The organism is Streptomyces sp. 4N509B, assembly GCF_052245655.1.
Taxonomy (GTDB): Bacteria; Actinomycetota; Actinomycetes; order Streptomycetales; family Streptomycetaceae; genus Streptomyces.
This window is the reverse complement of the sequence record NZ_JBQQBZ010000040.1, coordinates 45,113-61,672: the sequence shown is the minus strand read 5'-3', so window position 1 is coordinate 61,672 and position 16,560 is coordinate 45,113. Positions and strand designations below refer to the sequence as shown.

The 16,560-nt window shown below is 75.3% G+C and carries 15 protein-coding genes and 1 pseudogene; 7 read left to right on the top strand and 9 right to left on the bottom strand.

What is annotated here, in order from left to right:
* The 3 genes and pseudogenes from ACTWP5_RS27335 to ACTWP5_RS27325 all read left to right on the top strand — a co-directional run.
* Positions 1–1,023, top strand: a pseudogene (locus ACTWP5_RS27335) (hypothetical protein); the annotation flags it as partial.
* A 173-nt stretch (positions 1,024–1,196) separates the two neighbouring features.
* Complete coding sequence (gene hmgA, locus ACTWP5_RS27330; RefSeq protein ID WP_443223806.1) at positions 1,197–2,489, top strand: homogentisate 1,2-dioxygenase; 1,293 nt, start codon at positions 1,197–1,199, stop codon at positions 2,487–2,489.
* 137 nt (positions 2,490–2,626) lie between these two features.
* Positions 2,627–3,400 (top strand): GntR family transcriptional regulator, encoded by a 774-nt coding sequence (locus ACTWP5_RS27325; RefSeq protein WP_443223811.1) that lies wholly within the window; start codon positions 2,627–2,629, stop codon positions 3,398–3,400.
* 80 nt (positions 3,401–3,480) lie between these two features.
* Here the strand turns inward: ACTWP5_RS27325 and ACTWP5_RS27320 are convergent, their stop codons facing one another.
* Positions 3,481–3,744, bottom strand: coding sequence for a hypothetical protein (locus tag ACTWP5_RS27320; protein WP_443223805.1), 264 nt, complete (start codon positions 3,742–3,744; stop codon positions 3,481–3,483).
* A gap of 444 nt (positions 3,745–4,188) precedes the next feature.
* Between ACTWP5_RS27320 and ACTWP5_RS27315 the strand changes: the two genes are divergently transcribed.
* Both ACTWP5_RS27315 and ACTWP5_RS27310 read left to right on the top strand, forming a co-directional pair.
* Entirely contained in the window at positions 4,189–5,232 is a 1,044-nt protein-coding gene (locus tag ACTWP5_RS27315) for a LacI family DNA-binding transcriptional regulator (RefSeq protein WP_443223804.1), read from the top strand.
* Between the two features lie 114 nt (positions 5,233–5,346).
* Positions 5,347–7,023 (top strand): glycoside hydrolase family 13 protein, encoded by a 1,677-nt coding sequence (locus ACTWP5_RS27310; protein WP_443223803.1) that lies wholly within the window; start codon positions 5,347–5,349, stop codon positions 7,021–7,023.
* 222 nt (positions 7,024–7,245) lie between these two features.
* Here ACTWP5_RS27310 and ACTWP5_RS27305 read toward each other — a convergent pair whose 3' ends face one another.
* From ACTWP5_RS27305 to ACTWP5_RS27295, 3 genes are all read right to left on the bottom strand, one after another.
* Entirely contained in the window at positions 7,246–7,659 is a 414-nt protein-coding gene (locus ACTWP5_RS27305) for a GntR family transcriptional regulator (RefSeq protein ID WP_443223802.1), read from the bottom strand.
* A gap of 68 nt (positions 7,660–7,727) precedes the next feature.
* Positions 7,728–8,189 (bottom strand): MarR family winged helix-turn-helix transcriptional regulator, encoded by a 462-nt coding sequence (locus ACTWP5_RS27300; protein WP_443223801.1) that lies wholly within the window; start codon positions 8,187–8,189, stop codon positions 7,728–7,730.
* Between the two features lie 24 nt (positions 8,190–8,213).
* Complete coding sequence (locus tag ACTWP5_RS27295) at positions 8,214–8,846, bottom strand: AAA family ATPase (protein WP_443223810.1); 633 nt, start codon at positions 8,844–8,846, stop codon at positions 8,214–8,216.
* Positions 8,847–8,872: 26 nt separating this feature from the next.
* Between ACTWP5_RS27295 and ACTWP5_RS27290 the strand changes: the two genes are divergently transcribed.
* A complete protein-coding gene (locus tag ACTWP5_RS27290) occupies positions 8,873–9,520 on the top strand; it encodes an HAD family hydrolase (protein ID WP_443223800.1) in 648 nt (215 codons plus the stop codon).
* Between the two features lie 43 nt (positions 9,521–9,563).
* Here ACTWP5_RS27290 and ACTWP5_RS27285 read toward each other — a convergent pair whose 3' ends face one another.
* A complete protein-coding gene (locus ACTWP5_RS27285; RefSeq protein WP_443223799.1) occupies positions 9,564–10,412 on the bottom strand; it encodes a phytanoyl-CoA dioxygenase family protein in 849 nt (282 codons plus the stop codon).
* A 34-nt stretch (positions 10,413–10,446) separates the two neighbouring features.
* On the opposite strand from ACTWP5_RS27285, the gene ACTWP5_RS27280 reads away from it, so the two are divergent.
* Positions 10,447–11,478, top strand: coding sequence for a helix-turn-helix domain-containing protein (locus ACTWP5_RS27280; RefSeq protein ID WP_443223798.1), 1,032 nt, complete (start codon positions 10,447–10,449; stop codon positions 11,476–11,478).
* Between the two features lie 9 nt (positions 11,479–11,487).
* On the opposite strand, the gene ACTWP5_RS27275 is transcribed toward ACTWP5_RS27280, so the two are convergent.
* From ACTWP5_RS27275 to ACTWP5_RS27260, 4 genes are all read right to left on the bottom strand, one after another.
* On the bottom strand, positions 11,488–14,184 hold the full coding sequence (locus ACTWP5_RS27275; RefSeq protein ID WP_443223797.1) for a hypothetical protein: 2,697 nt from the start codon (positions 14,182–14,184) through the stop codon (positions 11,488–11,490).
* A gap of 93 nt (positions 14,185–14,277) precedes the next feature.
* Complete coding sequence (locus ACTWP5_RS27270; protein WP_443223796.1) at positions 14,278–15,138, bottom strand: urease accessory protein UreD; 861 nt, start codon at positions 15,136–15,138, stop codon at positions 14,278–14,280.
* On the bottom strand, positions 15,123–15,836 hold the full coding sequence (ureG, locus tag ACTWP5_RS27265; protein WP_443223795.1) for an urease accessory protein UreG: 714 nt from the start codon (positions 15,834–15,836) through the stop codon (positions 15,123–15,125). Before ureG ends, ACTWP5_RS27270 begins: the two co-directional genes overlap by 16 nt.
* 11 nt (positions 15,837–15,847) lie before the next feature.
* Positions 15,848–16,549, bottom strand: a complete 702-nt coding sequence (locus tag ACTWP5_RS27260) for an urease accessory protein UreF (RefSeq protein WP_443223794.1) — start codon at positions 16,547–16,549, stop codon at positions 15,848–15,850.
* Positions 16,550–16,560 lie beyond the last annotated feature (11 nt).

Below are 16,560 nucleotides of genomic sequence, written 5' to 3'. Positions count from 1 at the left end.
GACGCGGTCGGCCAGGGGCGCCGGGCCCGGGCGGGACGGGTGGGGCTGTGGCAGCGCCCCTACCGGGTGGCGGAGACGGTGGTGCCGGGCCCGCCCCGGCACGTCGGGGACCCGGAGCCGCCCGGACAGCTGGGGACGACGGCGGCGCGGACGGCGGCGCTGGACGAGGCGGCCGTGTTCTTCGCCGCCTCGATCGAGCGGCACGGCGGCCGGCACGCGCGCGGCAGCCTGGCCGCGTACCTCGCCGACGAGGTCGCGCCGCTGCTGACGGTGCGCCACGCCCCTCGGCACCAGCGCGAGCTGCTCGTGGCCGCCTCGCGGCTGGCGTTCCTGCTGGCACGGATGTACGAGGACGGCCAGCGGCACGGCGCCGCCCAGCGGTACTACGGCTTCGCGCACCGGCTGGCCGGCGAGTCCGGTGACCTGGCCACCTGGAGCGTGGTGCTGCGCGCGATGAGCGCGCAGGCGCAGCGGCTCGGCCACCTGCCGGCCGCCCTCCAGCTGGCGCGGGCCGCGGCCGGGAGCGCCGACGAGGTGCCGCCGGCGCAGCGGTCGTACGTGCAGGCGCAGCTGGCGGCGGTGCTGGCCGCCACCGGCGACCGGCGCGGCGCGCTCTCGGCGCTGGCGCGGGCGGAGCGAGCGGCGGAGCGGGCCACGGCCCCCCGCGGCCCGGCGCCGTTCGACCGCTATCCCCCGGCGGCGCTGCTCTTCCAGACCTCGGGCGTGCTGCTGGACCTCGGCGACCCGTCGGGCGCGCTCGCCGCGCTGGGGCAGGCCGCCGGGGAGCGGGCCCCCTCCGACCTGCGCGGCCAGGCCCTCACCCAGGCCAGGCGCGGCGAACTGCTGCTGCGCACCGGCCGCCCGGAGGAGGCGTGCGGCGCCTGGGACGCGTTCCTGACGGCCCGTGACCACCTGCGGTCGGGTGAGGCGGACCGCGCGGTGCGGCAGATGCGTCAGGCGCTGCGCCCCCACCGCAACCGCCCGTGGGCGGCCCGGCTCCTGGCGCGGTCGGAGCCCCGCTGAGGGATGTTTCGCGTGGGCGTGCTGCTCCGAGCGCTTCCACACCGCCCGCACCATCCACACCGTCCGCACCGTCCGGCGCGGCGACGCGGGCCCTCACGGACACGGAGTGATTGACGTACCCCAGCCCTATTCCTACGGTCATACACAGGAATCGTTCGGCAGGAGGGCGTGCGATGGAGCACACCGGCCAGCAGGTGGACCCGGAGCGCTACGCCCCGGGCTTCGACAACCAGCACAGCAGCGAGGCCGTGCCCGGCGCGCTGCCACTCGGGCGCAACTCGCCGCAGCGCGCACCGCTCGGGCTGTACGCGGAACAGCTGAGCGGCACCGCCTTCACCGCGCCCCGGGCGAGAAACCGCCGCACCTGGCTGTACCGCATCAGGCCGTCGGCGGCACACCCGCCGTTCCACCCGATCGACCGCGGCACCCTGCGGGGCGCGCCGTTCACCGAGACCACGCCCGACCCCAACCGCCGCCGCTGGGACCCGATCCCGCAGCCCGCGCCCGGCACCGACTTCGTCGACGGCCTGTGGACCCTGGGGGGCAACGGCGACACGCGGCAGCGCACGGGCATGGCCGTCCACCTCTACCACGCGAACAGCCCCATGACGGACCGGGTGTTCGCAGACGCCGACGGGGAGCTGCTGGTCGTCCCCCAGGCGGGCACCCTGCTGCTGCGCACCGAGCTCGGCCCGCTGCGAGCCCGGCCCGGCCACGTGGCGCTCATCCCGCGCGGCGTGCGCTTCGCCGTGGAGCTGCCCGACGGGGCCTCCCGCGGGTACGTCTGCGAGAACCACGGGGAGCCGTTCACGCTGCCCGAGCTCGGGCCGATCGGCGCCAACGGCCTGGCCAACCCCCGTGACTTCCTGGCGCCGACCGCCGCGTACGACCCCGAGCCCGACCGCGCCGTGCAGCTGGTCACCAAGTTCTGCGGCACGCTGTGGGCGGCCGAGCTGGACCACTCACCGCTGGACGTGGTCGCCTGGCACGGCAACCACGTGCCGTACCTCTACGACCTGCGCCGGTTCAACGTCATCGGCTCGATCAGCTACGACCACCCGGACCCGTCGATCTTCACCGTGCTGGCCGCCCCCGCGGCCGACTTCGTCGTCTTCGCGCCGCGCTGGCTGGTGGGCGAGGACACGTTCAGGCCGCCGTACTTCCACCGGAACGTGATGAGCGAGTACATGGGGCTCATCGAGGGCGCCTACGACGCGAAGGCGGAGGGCTTCGTGCCCGGCGGCGGCTCCCTGCACAACATGATGTCCGCCCACGGTCCCGACGCGGAGACCTTCCGCCGGGCCAGCGACGCCACGCTCACGCCGCAGCGCGTGGACGACGGTCTGGCCTTCATGTTCGAGTCGCCGTGGCCGATGGTGCTGACCTCCCAGGCGCTGGCGACGCCGAGCCTGCAGCGCGGCTACGACGGCGTCTGGCGGGGGCTTGACCGCACGTTCTCCACGTGAGATCAACGAGGCGCCGAGCCCCGCCGCGCCGCCGGGCACGGCGCGCCCCGCCACACCGCACCGCACCGCACCGCACCGACGTACCGCACCTCGCCGACGCCCTCTCCGATCCGAAGGTGACCGTGCCCGTGGGCCCCGTGACCGTCTTCGCTCCCGACCCCCTCGAACCCAACCGCAAGCTCCCCCTCTGGTACCAGGTCTCCCAGTCGCTGCGGGCCTCCATACTCGGCCGCGCCCCGCAGGCGTCGCTGCGGCTGCCCACCGAGGAGCAGCTGGCCGCGCACTACGGCGTGAGCGTGCTCACCATGCGTCAGGCGCTGAAGGAGCTGGAGGTCGAGGGGCTGATCACGCGTCACCGACGACGCGGCACCTTCATCGCGCCGGACGCCGCGTCGGCCACCCCGATGCGGCTGCTGGGCTCGGTCGACGCCGTGGTGGCCCAGCAGTCGGGCGAGACCACCACCGTGCTCGACCACGGTCCCGCGCGGGTTCCGGTGCCCGCGGAGCTCACGGAGCACTTCCCCGGCGTGACGGAGCTGGTGCGGTACCGGCGACTGCGGCGCGACCGCGCCAGCGGCGAGCCGGTCAACTGGGCGGAGAACCTGCTCCTCCCCCAGGTGGCGGAGGCCATCACGCCGGCCGCCCTCGAACGGTGGCCGATGACGCGGGTGCTACGGGACGTCGCCGGGGTGAGGGTGGGGCGGATCGACAACACCGTGCAGGCCCGGCTGGCCGACCCGCGGACGGCGGGGCTGCTGCGGGTGCCCTTACTCAGCCCGATCCTGCACGTCACGGGCGTGGAGTACGACCAGGGAGGGCGGGTGGTGGACGTCGCGCGCATCCACTACAGGGGCGACCGCTTCTCCTTCGCCGTGACCGTGGAGACGCCGGTGGGAGAAGCGTCGGGATGAGGACGTGAACGGGCCGCCGCCCGTGCGACGTGCGCGACGGGCGGCGGAGGAGTCAGCCGAGCAGAGTCTGCCGGGGCGGGTCAGCCGCGCCCGCCGAAGAGCGAGCGCCGCAGCCGGCGGAGGGGCGCCAGCAGCTGCACGCGCGCGCCGCGGTTCCTCCGGGTGCGCGTCTCGTCCCGCGCGGTCAGCTCCCGCATCAGCGAGGTGGCCTCCTCGGCGTCACCATGGGGCACGGCGGGACCGGAGAGCACGCTCAGGTGACGCTCCAGACGCGCACCGGTGGCGGTGCTCCCGCAGTCGATGGCCGGCACCCGTGGCCTGCTGCGCGCTGTTATCTGCTTCATGACTCTCCCACCCGTACGAGGGCACCCGGTCCGGGCAGAGTAACCCTAACGCCACACCAGCACCCGTGGGTATCCCGGTCCCTTCTTCCAGCTTTCCCGGCAACGGGGTTGACGACACCGCACCACCCCCGTTCACCACGGGAACCTCCACGAGCCCCGGGACCGTACGGCGGATCGTGGACGGCATGTGAAGAAGCACCTTATCGCGCCCGGGGAGAGGGGGCAGGTTATCGGCCAGCCCACCGGCCGCTTCCCGCCAGCTTTGATGTACACGTTTACATCAGCATTTCACGCGGTTGACCTGGGGCTTCTCCCTCCGCGAGATCACCTCTGACCGCAAGCCGGCAGATTGCGGAGAACTTTTCATGTAAACGATTGCAATCCCGTGTCCGTAGCGGTACGTTCGCTCCGCGCGACCGTCAACTGGGCGTTGATCGGAGGGACATGGCCGCGAGCATCATGGACGTCGCCCGCCGCGCGGGAGTCTCCACCGCCACCGTCTCGCGCGCCCTGCGCGGCCTGCCGAACGTGTCCGACGCGACGAGGAAGCGGGTGCTGAAGGCCGCCGCCGAACTGTCGTACGCCGTCTCTCCGCACGCCTCGAACCTCGCCACCGGCAGGACCGGCACCGTCGGCGTGGTGCTCCCCTTCGTGGACCGCTGGTTCTACAGCCGGGTGGTGGCCGGCATCGACTCGGTCTTACGTGCCAACGACCTCGACCTCCTGCTGTACAACCTCGGGGACGCCCGCGTCCACGAACGCTTCTTCACCCGCATGCCGCTGCGCCGCCGGGTGGACGCCGTCATCGTGCTGAACCTGCCGCTGTCGAAGGACGAGGCCGAGGCGCTCGTCTCGATGGAGGTGCCGATCGCCGTGCTCGGCACCCGCATCCCCGGCTGCTGGCAGGTCTCCATCGACAACGCCGAGGGCGCCAGCACCGCCGTGCGCCACCTCATCAACCTCGGACACCGCCGCATCGGCATGATCACCGGCGCCCTGAACGACCCGCGCGGCTTCACCACCCCCATCGTCCGCCAGCACGCCTACCGCGCCGTTCTGGCGCAGGCGGGCATCCCCCACGAGGCCGAGCTGGAGGCGCCCGGCGGCTTCGACATCAGCGAGGGCGCCGCGGCCATGGCAAAGCTGCTGAGCCTTCCCGACCCTCCCACCGCGGTCTTCGCGGAGTCGGACCAGATGGCGTTCGGCGCGCTGCGGATGCTGGGCCGCATGGGGCTGCGTGCCCCCGACGACGTCTCGGTCATCGGGTTTGACGACCACGAGACGGCCGAGCTGCTCGACCTCACGACCATCGCTCAACCCGTGACCTATCAGGGGGAGCTGCTGGCCCGCCAGATCCTGGACGCACTGTCGGGGGCGAGCGAGCAGCCGACCCGGGTCGTGGTGCCCACCCGGCTCGTTGTCCGGGGCACCACCGGCTCGGCACGGGCCACACGACCCAGGAGGAGAGCCGACCCGGACTGGTCGTGACCGCCGGGCCGTCTCCTCCCGTCGCGGCGCGCCGTCGCATGCACTGATGCGCGGCGGACCGCGTTGGGACCGCGCAGACACGCAGGGTCAACCCGTCAGAGGAGTGGAAGACACGTGCCCCGCACCCGCACCGAGACCGACACGCACGCTCCCTGGTGGCGTAGCGCCGTCACCTACCAGGTCTACATCCGCAGCTTCGCCGACGGGAACGGCGACGGTGTCGGCGACATAGCCGGCCTGCGGGCCCGCCTCCCGTACCTCAAGGAGCTGGGCATCGACGCCGTGTGGATCAATCCGTGGTACCCCTCGCCGATGGCCGACGGCGGGTACGACGTCGCGGACTACCGCGGCGTCGACGCCTCGTTCGGCACCCTCTCGGGCGCCGAGGAGATGATCGCCGAGGCACACGCGCTCGGCCTGCGCGTGATCCTCGACCTCGTGCCGAACCACACCTCCGACCAGCACCCGTGGTTCCTTGAGGCGCTGGCGGCGCCGCCGGGCTCGCCGGAGCGCGAGCGCTTCGTCTTCCGGGACGGCCGGGGCGAGGACGGCGCGCTGCCGCCCAACGACTGGCGCAGCCGCTTCGGCGGCCGGGCCTGGACCCGCACGACCGGGCCCGACGGCAGGCCGGGCCAGTGGTACCTGCACCTGTTCGCCGCCCAGCAGCCGGACCTCAACTGGGAGAGCCGGGAGGTGCGCGCCGAGTTCGAGTCGATCCTGCGGTTCTGGTTCGACCGCGGGGTGGACGGCTTCCGGATCGACGTCGCGCACGGGCTGGTGAAGGACCCGGCCCTGCCCGACCTCGGCATACCCGACGAGCTGCTCTTCGACGACGACCGGCACCGCGAGGACCACCCGCACTGGGACAGGGACGCGGTCCACGAGATCTACCAGACCTGGCGGAAGATCGCCGACTCCTACGCCGGCGACCGGATGTTCGTCGCCGAGGCGCACGTCCGCCCCGAGCGGCTGCCGAACTACCTGCGCCCCGACGGGCTGCACACCGCGTTCAACTTCGCCTTCCTGAAGGCGGCCTGGGAGCCGGCGGCGCTGCGGCGGGCGATCGAGGACAACACCTCCCTGCTCGGCTCCGTCGGCGCCCCCTCCACCTGGGTGCTCTCCAACCACGACGTGCCCCGCCACGTGACCCGGTACGGCAGGAGGGACACCTCCCACGGGGTCGAGCACGACGTCGAGGCCGGGGGGTGCGACCTGTCGCTCGGCACCCGCCGGGCCCGCGCGGCGGCGCTGCTGATGCTGGCGCTGCCGGGCAGCGTCTACCTGTACCAGGGCGAGGAGCTCGGGCTGTGGGAGGTCGAGGACATCCCGCGGGAGCTGCTGCGGGACCCGACCTGGGAGCGTTCGGGCCACAACGTGCGCGGGCGGGACGGCTGCCGGGTGCCGCTGCCCTGGTCGGGCGCCGACAGCCCGTTCGGCTTCGGGCCACGGGGAAGCAAGCCGTGGCTGCCGCAGCCGGCGCAGTGGGCCGAGCTGACCGCGCAGAAGCAGTCGGGGACGCCGGGGTCGACGCTGGAGCTGTACCGCGCGGCGCTGCGGCTGCGCCGTGAGCAGCCGGGCTTCGAGGGCATGACGCTGCGCTGGCTGCCGACGCCCGAGGGGGTGCTGGCGTTCGAACGCGGCCCCGAGCTGCGGTGTGCCGTGAACCTGTCGGACGAGCCGTTCCCGCTGCCGCGGAACTGGGGCGTCCTGCTGTCCAGCGACCGGCTGGAGGGCGGCAAGCTGCCGCCCGACACCACGGTCTGGCTGTGGGGTGGGGGCGCGCGGGCCTAAGGGCTGTCCCGCAGTCCCTGGTGGATCAGGGAGCGGCGTCCTGTGGCTTCTCCCCCACGCCGCTCCGCGGCGCGGGGTGCCCGCAGCAAGGCGGGGAGGGAGTCAGCCTTGCGGGCTGGCGACCGACGACAACGCGGCTGGGGGCACCGCCCGGACCCCGGAGGGGTCTGGGGGAGGACGTCGCAGGACGTCGCGAGCCCGCCGGGGATTGCGGGACAGCCTTTAGCCAGGCGTGTCCGTCGGCTCGCCTTCGCCGGCCCGGTCCGCCGGGCCGGGGTAGGCGGCGCGCAGCGCGTCCGCCACGGCGGCCTGGGCCGCGGCGCGGTCCAGGCCGAGCCGGCGCACGCGCTGGGCGTACGTTTGGGCCGCGGCGGCCGCCTCCCGGGCGGCGGCGTCCCGCGCGGCGGCGACGAAGGTGCCGTTGCGCCCCCGGGTCTCCACCACGCCGTCGGCCTCCAGCACGCGGTACGCCTTGGCCACGGTGTTGGCGGCGAGCCCCAGCTCGCCCGCGAGCGCTCGCACGGTCGGCAGCCGGTAGCCGACGGGCAGCTGTCCGGCACGGGCCTGGCCGGCGATCTGGGCGCGCAGCTGCTCGTAGGGCGCCAGAGGCGAGCGGGGATCGATGGTGACCTTCACGGGCCCGATTCTGCCGCAGGCGGGGGGAGCTGTCCGGTGCGTCGTGCCGGATCCGGCCGGACGGGCCGTCAGCTCTCGTCGCGCAGCCGGGCGCCGACGCGGCCGAAGGCGTCGGCGAGCACGGCGATCTCCTCCGGCGCCAGGACGTCGATCAGCGCCTCGCGCACGCGTGCCACGTGCCCGGGAGCCGAGGCGACGAGCGTGTCACGGCCGGCGTCGGTGAGGTGGGCGATCACGCCCCTGACGTCCGTGGCGCAGTCGCGGCGCTCCACCAGCCCCCGCTTCTCCAACCGGCCGATCTGGTAGGTCAGCCCGCTCTTGGAGGTGATGAGGGAGTCGGCCAGCTCCGTCATGCGCAGGCCCGCGGGGCCGGCGGCGTCGAGCTTGACGAGGATCTCGTACTGCTGGTGGGACAGGCCCGCCTCGTCCCGTAACTGGCGTTCCACGGCCCGGGAGACGCGGTGGCTGGCCTCCAGGAACGCCAGCCACGCCGCCATCTCCGGCTCGTCGAGCCATCGCGTCTGTGCCATGCCCTCATGATGCGCCGTCCGGCGTCACAGGCGTAGCGTCCCGGCCGCCAGGGCGGCCACCACGGCGTCGGCCGTGGCCCCCGGCGTCCACGCGGTGCTGTCGAGGGCGTGACGCTCGTACGGGCCGAGCACGCGGAACTGCGCGTGCAGGGAGCGGATCGGCCCGGAGTCGGTCAGCGGGTGCCCGGGGCGCGCGGTGCCGCGGGCCAGTGTCGTGGCCTCGTCGGGGCGGAGCACCGCGTAGTGCGCGGCGACGCCGGCGGCGGTGGCGGGCGCGCGGAAGGCGTCGACGAACCACGGGCCGACGACGCCGTCGACCACCACGCGGTAGCCGCCCACCGCGTAGCCTGTGGCGGCCCGCGCCACGACGTCGACGACGACCTCGTTCTGCCGCCGCGAGGCCGGCAGGAACGGCGCGATGACGCCGCGGCGGATGGCGGCCCAGAAGTCGTCGGCGTGCAGGTGCACGGTGGGCGGGGCGAGCCGCTCGTCGGTCAGCAGCCGGGCCACCGTCGACTTGCCGGCGCCCGGTGGCCCGCTGAGCACGAGGACCTCGCCCGGCGTCGGGGGGCTCCCGGGTGGGTCGAGCGTCTCGGGCGTCCCGACGGGCTCGCGGGTCTCGGAGGGCTCGCGGGTCTCGGGGGTCTCGGGCCTCATCACCCCGACAGGTTAGGGTTCCTTGCGTGGCCCAACCCATCGATCTGGTGATCTTCGACTGCGACGGCGTGCTGGTGGACAGCGAACCGCTCGCGCTGCGGGTCTGCCTCGGCCTCGGCGCCGAGCTCGGCTGGCCGCTCACCGAGCAGGAGATCGTCGACCGCTTCCTCGGCCGCTCGGAGCGGGCCGTGTCCGCCCAGGTCGCCGAGCGGCTCGGGCGGGCGGCGGCGGAGCGCTGGGGCGCGCTGTACCGGGAGCGGCTGGCGGCGGCCGTCGACGCCGAGCTCACCGAGGTCGAGGGGATCAGCGAGGCGCTGGACGCCCTGACCCTGCCGGACTGCGTGGCCTCCAGCGGGCACCACGCGAAGATGCGTCGGACGCTCGGCCGCACCGGCCTCTACGAGCGGTTCGCGGGCCGCATCTTCAGCGCCAGCGAGGTGGCGCACGGCAAGCCCGCGCCCGATCTCTTCCTGCACGCGGCGGCCCGCATGGGGGCGGCGCCCGAGCGCTGCGTGGTGGTGGAGGACAGCCAGTACGGCGTCCAGGCCGCCCGCGCGGCCGGTATGCGGTCCTTCGGCTACGCGGGCGGCCTCACCCCGGCGGCGTGGCTGGCGGGCGAGGGCACGGTGGTCTTCGACGACATGCGGAAGCTGCCCGTGCTGCTGGCCGGCTGACCGGTCAGGGACCGGGGCCGGGTACGGTCGGGGCACGGCGTGGTCAGTGGGGCCCGGCCGGCGGGAACTCCGTGCCGCAGGGGCCCGCGCCCACGCTCTCCGCGAGCGGAACGCGTTCCCCGCGCATCGAGATCGTGCGGTAGAAGGAGCCGATGCGCGTCGCGGAGCGGCCCACGTAGTGACCGATGAAGGAGCGGCGGAAGCGGTCGGTGGTCTGGTTGGGCTGCGAGCCGTGGACCAGGCTGCCGTTGAAGAACAGCACGTCGCCGGGGTCCATGTCGACCGCGACCGGTGTGAGGCCCGGCGGCGGGGGGACGTACTCGCGGGCGAAGGAGACCGAGGCGTCGGCCTCCTCGGGGCAGAACAGCTCCATCCGGTGGGTGCCGGGGACGACCTCCAGGCCCCCGTTGGCCCGGTCGATCACGTCGCAGGCGACCCACGCGGCCACGCAGGTGCCCGGCTCCACCCGCAGGTAGAAGTTGTCCTGGTGGAGGGCCTGGCCGCGGGCGCCGGGCGGCTTGAAGTAGAACATGCTCTGCGCCGCCAGCACCTCCTCCCCCATCAGCAGCCGCAGCGCCCTGGCCAGCCGCGGGTCGGTGAGGTAGCGCAGCGCGACCTCGTTCACCTCGTGCGGGTGCATCACCCGGGGGTAGGCGTGGAGCGGGTCGGTGTCACCGGTGGACTCCGTCGTGCGGGGCTCGAAGTGCCCGGGGATGCGTCCGGCCTCGCGCAGGGCCGTGAACGCGCCGCGCAGTTCCTCGATCTCGGCGGGGTCGAACAGCCCGCGCGCCACCACGTAGCCCTCGTCGGTGAAGCGCCGCAGCGCGGCGTCCGTCAGGATCGGCGGCGCCGTCGTGCCCGTGCCGCCCGTCGTGCCCGTCGCGTCCGTCATGGTCCGACGCTAGGCCGGGGACACTCTGGCGGGGATGCCCGGGGATGCTGAGGAGGTGCCGGAAACTGCTGCGCCCGACGGCGCCCCGCCGAACGCCGCCGCGCCCGGACGGGCCGGCGTGCCGGCGCCCCCTCCCGGCCTGGTGACCGTCGGGTACTTCGACGAGCGCCCCGGGTACGCGGTGGACCGGCCGCGCGGCGCCGACAGCTGGCTCGTCACGTGGACCACGGCCGGGCGCGGCCGGCTGGAACAGGGCGGCGTCACGACGGTGGCCACGGCGGGTGAGCTGGTGGTGCTCGGGCCGGGCGTGCCGCACCGCTACGGGGTCGCGGCGGATGCCCGGCGGTGGGCGTTCTGGTGGGTGCACTGCCAGGCCAGGCCGCCGTGGGGCGGCTGGCTGCGGCCGTTCCGCGTCGGCGGCGCGGTGCACGTGGTCGGGCCCGTGCCGCGGGCCACGCGGACGCCTGTGGCGGCGGCGTTCGCGCGGGCTCACGCCGCCGCGCGGTGGGCGGGCGACGCCCATCCGCCCGCGCCGCCCGGCGTGCCGGAGCCGGGACAGGTGGCGGTGGCGCACGGCTGGCGCGCCCGCGAGCTGGCGCTCGGCGGCGTCGAGGAGGCCCTGCTGCTGGCGACGGCGGGAGGAGCCGCCGTGGCCGTGACGGCGGACGGGGCCGCGGCGCGGTCGGGGTCGGACGCGGAGGCCGGGGTCGACCCGCGGGTCCGGCGGGTGGTGGCGCGCATCGCGGCCGACCCCGGGGCCCGCCACACGGTCGCCTCGCTGGCGGCGGAGGTGTCTCTGTCGCCCTCCCGGCTGGCGCACCTCTTCACCGAGCAGCTGGGGCACTCACCGATGCGGGCGCTGCGCGACGCCCGCCTGCGCCACGCCGCGCTGCTGCTGGAGGCGACGGCGCTGCCGGTGGCGCGCGTCGCCGCCGTGGCGGGGTTCGCCAGCCCACACCACTTCAGCCGCCTCTTCCGGGCGCGGTACGGGGTGCCGCCGGGCGCCTACAGGGACGGGCCGCGCGGCGCGGGCCCAAGCCCGCCCAGCGCTCCGTCGAGGGAATGAGAAAGCGGCTCAGTCGTCGTCGCTCGGGCAGTCGAACGCCCCGTCAGGGCCCCATCGTTCGGCGACGTCGTACGTGGCGAACGCCCCGCAGGCCAACACGGGATCGGGCCCGGAGTCGGTGTGGTGGAGGATGACCAGCGGCTTGTCACGCGAGACGGGCTCGCCCACGGGGAAGTCGAGGTGTCCGCTGGCGCCGGTCCTCTCGACGCCCTGGTCGAGGACGACCTGGACGCTCTCACGGCTGACGCTCCGCGCCGCCGTGCTGCGGTACACCTGGTTGGCGGCCTCCGCCATCACCTGCAGGGTGTCGTACGCCAGCGCCGCGTGGCCGTCGTCGCGCCAGGGGTCGTCGACGCCGAACTCCCCCGCGTAGTCGGCGTTGAAGCCCTCCGCGATGTGGCTGCGCTCCTGTCCGGCGGGCAGTACGTGGGAGGCGTGGTACAGCCGCAGCCAGGGCAGACCCTCCCACAGGCCCGACAGGGTGGGGTTGGACAGCCCGTTGCCGCCGACGACGGTCAGCGGCGCGCCGGCGCAGGGCGTGGAGTCCTCCATGTCGCTGAGGAAGGCGCGGAACTGCTGGGCCCTGGCCGCCCAGTAGACGATGGTGGGGGTCTCCTCGGCCTGCTGGATCCGCTCGCACACCGACTCGGCCACGCCGTGGACGTCCTCCTCCCAGGTGACGTCCCGGGGCAGGTCGTCGGGGGCGTCGGCGTCCGGGGTGTGCCACAGGCGCTCGACGCTGCCGGGGCCGGCGGCACTCCTGAAGTCCTCGGCGAAGCTGTCCCCGAGTGACCTGCTGTAGAGGTCGTGCGGGCTCTGGACGACGATCGCGGCCTGGGCGGGCGCGCACGCGCCGTCCGTGTCCTCCACGATGTTCGCCTCGCGGGCGAACGCGCCGGCCACCTCCGCCTCGCGGCTGCTGGGGGGCGCGATCTGGTGCAGGTGCGCGCCGACCTGCATCTCGTCCGCCGTGGCGTTGGTGACGATCGTGGGGATCTCCGCCTCGTCGAGGATCGTCACGGCCTCCTGGGTGCCGCTCCAGCTCTGGGCCACGCCGACGACGCCGATCAGCTCGTGGGCGTGCCGGCCCTCGCGGACGTCCGCCACGATCCGGCGCGCCGCGTCGTCCGCCTCCTCGTAGGTCTCGAAGTGGTAGGGCACCACGCGCAGCCACACCTTGTCGCGGTCGGCCTGCGCCTCCTCGTTGAGCGCCCGCTGCGCCAGGGCGACGCCCCGCAGCTCGGGGAGGGCGCCGTCGGAGCGCTGCCGCTCCCCCTCGATCCAGTCGCCGGTGACCGGCACGCCGAGGTAGGCGATCGTCCGGACGGCCCTGCCGTCGGCCGCCTCGCGCTCGGCCCGCGCGTTCTCCTCGGCGATCATCTCCTCGGCCTCGCGGTAGAGGGCGGGCAGCTCCATGTCGGCCGGGTCCCGGGGGGCGGGGCCCTCGTCGCCGGGGGGCGAACCGCCGTGGCACGTGCGCTCCGCCTCGGGCCCGAGCTCGAAGAGCAGGTCCGTGCCCCACAGGGCGAGCGTCAGGGCCACCACCCCCGCCATCGCCTCACCCGTCACCCAGGCACGCGGCCCCGGGACGGGCCTGATGCTGCGTCGGGCGGGGCGGGGGCGGGGCGCCTCCACGCCGGCGGGCAGCGACAGCCGCAGCGGACGGATGTCGTCCGGGATGTCGCCGTGGCGCGACCTGAGCATCTGGGCGGCGTCGCCCGGCGTGGTGTCGACGGCGCGGACCTCCGCGTCCCGGGGGCCGACGGCGACCCACATCGCCGCCGCGCAGCCCGTCGCCTCCACGGCCGAGCCGCACACCTGGAGGAAGTGCTCCCAGCGGTTTCCCGGGCCCATCCCGTCCTCCGGCAGGTGCAGGAGGATGACGAAGCGGGTCACGCGGCGGCGGCGCCACGGCGCGACGCGCGAGGGGCGCGACCACCGCGCCAGGTCGGCTAAGAGGGCGTGCACCAGCAGCCGGTCGAGCTCCCGCTGTCGTTGTGTCACGAGGCCGCGGTGCGTGCCGCCGTCCGCCAGCAGCTCGCCGACGTGCTCCTCGACGTGGTCGAAGAAGTCGATGCCGAAGACGGGGGCGCTGTCGCCGAGCGCCGAGCGGTACCAGCCGTGCCGCTGGCGCCGCGACCGCAGCAGGTGGCGGGTGAGCCCCCGCGTCCACCGCCACTGCGGCGCCACCTGGAAGAGGCCGCCGAGGACGTTCCACAGGAAGGCGAGCGCGCCGCCGTCGGCGGGGGTGTTCCCGAGCTTCCACAGCCAGTTCAGGAAGGGCCGCCGCTGTCTCTTGCGGGCGTAGCAGTGGTCGCGCAGCGAGGTCTCGGGGGCCGGGGTCCGGCTCAGCCACTCGACGACGTCGCACAGCAGGGCGTAGTTCGGCAGCCGCAGCCGTCCCGTCCGCTCCACGACGCCGCTGCGCAGCAGCGTCGGGGTGATGACCTCCGACAGCGGCATCACGCGGTCGTGCGGCGAGGCGGCCTCGGGGGGAACGGTGGCCCGCGCGTGGGCCACGCACCGGCCGCCGCGGTCGTTCAGCACGCCGCAGAGCGTCTCGAGGACCCGCTCGGCGCTCCCCTGCGCGCGCACCAGGACCGGCGACAGCGCCACCCGCGCCGTGGTCCTTCGGTCCGGGCCGCCCCGGTCGTTGACCGGTGCCGCGGCATAGCGGAACGCCTTCACCAGAGTGTCCCAGGACATCGTTGTCCCTCTCGGTCGGTCTGCCGTCACGGCGCAGTGTCGCGATACCCGTCGGGGAGCCCTCCCCAATCGGCTCGCGGCGTCACAGCGGTGTCACAGCAGGGCGGCGCCCTCCGCCAGGAGCCGACCAAGCGTCAGGGCGTCGGGGGCCAGGGCGGTGACCAGGGCGGCGGGACCCGCCAGGGGGGTGAGGGCGGCACTGTCGCCGAGGAGCACGGGCTCGGGCGGCTTCTCCGCGAACGCCGGGTCGACCACCAGCAGCTGCCCGACGGCGCGGTGGCCGCCGAGGACCGCGCCGCCGTCCCAGCCGGGGGCGGCGCCGGAGCCGAGGGAGAGCTCCTGGTCCAAAAGGGGCCGGCCGTCGCGGTGGACGACGAGACGGGTGAGGAGGCGGCCGGGCTCCTCGCCGTGGCGGCCGAGCACCTGCTGCTCGCGGTGGACCAGGCGGGCGGTGGGGGCGAGCGTGACGCGGGTGGTCTGGACGAGGTCGCTGCCGCGGGCGGAGATCAGCGGCTCGGGCAGCCAGTGCAGCTCGGCGTCCGCGCCGACGGTGAGCTCGGTGTCGTACCGCGCCGGGTCGGGGCGCCGCCGGGGAGGGCCGCCGACGGCACCGGCGGGGTCGTGGCCGGGGCCACCGGCGGGGTCCCGGCGACCGGGGAGGGCGAGGGTGGCGGCGGCGGAGGTGACGCGCAGCGCGGCGCGGGGGCCGACCTCGACGCTCAGCCGCAGCCGGTCGCCGCCGAGCGGGGCGCTCATCGCGCCGACGACGGTGACCTGCGCGAACGGGGCGGGCGCGCGGGTGCGTCGCAGCGCCAGGGGGCCGTCGCCCCGCAGCACGGGCAGCACCGTGCCGGCGGGCGGGCCGCCGGCCGCGCCGCCGGGGGCACGGTGGGCGGCGGTGATCCGGGCGTGGGCGGTGACGGCCGCTCCCCCTCGGGTCACGCGGCCCGCCATGCGGCGAGGCGGGCGAGGACCCAGTCCGCCACGGGGCGGACGCCGTCGGGCGCGGTCAGCGAGGTGAGGACGACGGGCAGCTCGCCGCGCTGCGCGGCGGCGTCGCGGGCCATGGCGTCGAGGTTCGCGCCGACGTGGGGCGCGAGGTCGGTCTTGTTGATGACCAGCAGGTCGGCGGTGGTGACGCCGGGGCCACCCTTGCGGGGGATGTCGTCGCCGCCGGCCACGTCGATGACGAAGAGCTGGGCGTCGACCAGGCCGACGGAGAACGTGGCGGTGAGGTTGTCCCCGCCGGACTCGACGAGGACGAGGTCGAGCGGCCCCGTCCGCTCCTCCAGCTCCTCGACGGCGTCGAGGTTGGCGGAGATGTCGTCGCGGATCGCCGTGTGCGGGCAGGCGCCGGTCTCGACGGCGGTGATGCGTTCGGCGGGCAGCACGGCCTCGCGCAGGAGGAAGTCGGCGTCCTCGCGGGTGTAGATGTCGTTGGTGACCACGCCGATGGACAGGCGGTCGCGAAGCGCGCGGCACAGCGCGGCGACGGTGGCGGTCTTGCCCGAGCCGACCGGCCCGCCGAGGCCGATCCGCAGCGCACGGCGCGAACCGTCGGGCAGCGTCACCGGGGCGCCACGACGCCCCGGGGTGTGGCTGTGGGTGTGGGTGTGGCGCTCGGGATAGGTCACGGGGTGGTCGAGGTGCATGGCGGCTCCCGTCAGGAGGCGAACAGCCGCACGGGCCAGGTGGCGTGCTGCTGTGCGGTGAGGTCGAGCAGGGGCGCGGAGGCGGCGGGCAGTGCGTCGGGGCCGTCGCGGGCCGCCTCCGTGGCATGGGCGGCGACCGCGTCGACCGCCGCCGCGAGTGAGGCGAGGAGCGCCGTGGCGTCGAAGGGGTCGAGGCTGAGCAGGCGGACGGCGGCGGTGGCGGGTGAGCTGACGGACTCGTAGGCGGCGACCTGGGCGGCGTCGTGGGGCGTGAGGCCCGCGACGCGGGCGGCCAGGCCGAGGACCACGGGCTGGTGGGGGCCGGGCCGCCGGGGCGCGAGCGCGTCCAGCGTGGGCGAGGGCCACGTGGCGCGGGCCGCGCGCAGCAGCTGACGGCCGAGGCGGCGGGAGGTGGCGCGCAGCGCGGGCGAGGAGGTGCGGGCGTCGGCCGCGGCGTCGAGGCGGTCCAGGTCCCCGCCGGCGCAGGCGCAGGCGGCGAGGGACGCGGCGACCAGGCCGGCCGTGTGCAGGCGTCCCCGGCAGAACGCGGCCAGGGACGGGGGGTCGGTGACGCGGCCGGCGCGCACCGCGGCCTCGACGCCGCCGGAGTGGGCGTGGGCGCCGGCCGGGAAGCGGCCGTCGGCGAGCAGCAGCAGGGTGGAGCGGGCGGGGGCGCCCGGGGCGGAGGCGAGGGCCGGGTCGGAGGCTGTCATCGCGGGCGTGG

Bases quoted from the DNA above. Each gene is read 5' to 3' on its own strand.
- hmgA (WP_443223806.1), top strand. From the start codon at position 1,197: ATGGAGCACACCGGCCAGCAGGTGGACCCGGAGCGCTACGCCCCGGGC.
- ACTWP5_RS27320 (WP_443223805.1), bottom strand. From the start codon at position 3,744: ATGAAGCAGATAACAGCGCGCAGCAGGCCACGGGTGCCGGCCATCGAC.
- ACTWP5_RS27315 (WP_443223804.1), top strand. From the start codon at position 4,189: ATGGCCGCGAGCATCATGGACGTCGCCCGCCGCGCGGGAGTCTCCACC.
- ACTWP5_RS27300 (WP_443223801.1), bottom strand. From the start codon at position 8,189: ATGGCACAGACGCGATGGCTCGACGAGCCGGAGATGGCGGCGTGGCTG.
- ACTWP5_RS27295 (WP_443223810.1), bottom strand. From the start codon at position 8,846: ATGAGGCCCGAGACCCCCGAGACCCGCGAGCCCTCCGAGACCCGCGAG.
- ACTWP5_RS27285 (WP_443223799.1), bottom strand. From the start codon at position 10,412: ATGACGGACGCGACGGGCACGACGGGCGGCACGGGCACGACGGCGCCG.
- ACTWP5_RS27280 (WP_443223798.1), top strand. From the start codon at position 10,447: ATGCCCGGGGATGCTGAGGAGGTGCCGGAAACTGCTGCGCCCGACGGC.
- ACTWP5_RS27275 (WP_443223797.1), bottom strand. From the start codon at position 14,184: ATGTCCTGGGACACTCTGGTGAAGGCGTTCCGCTATGCCGCGGCACCG.
- ACTWP5_RS27270 (WP_443223796.1), bottom strand. From the start codon at position 15,138: ATGGCGGGCCGCGTGACCCGAGGGGGAGCGGCCGTCACCGCCCACGCC.
- ureG (WP_443223795.1), bottom strand. From the start codon at position 15,836: ATGCACCTCGACCACCCCGTGACCTATCCCGAGCGCCACACCCACACC.
- ACTWP5_RS27260 (WP_443223794.1), bottom strand. From the start codon at position 16,549: ATGACAGCCTCCGACCCGGCCCTCGCCTCCGCCCCGGGCGCCCCCGCC.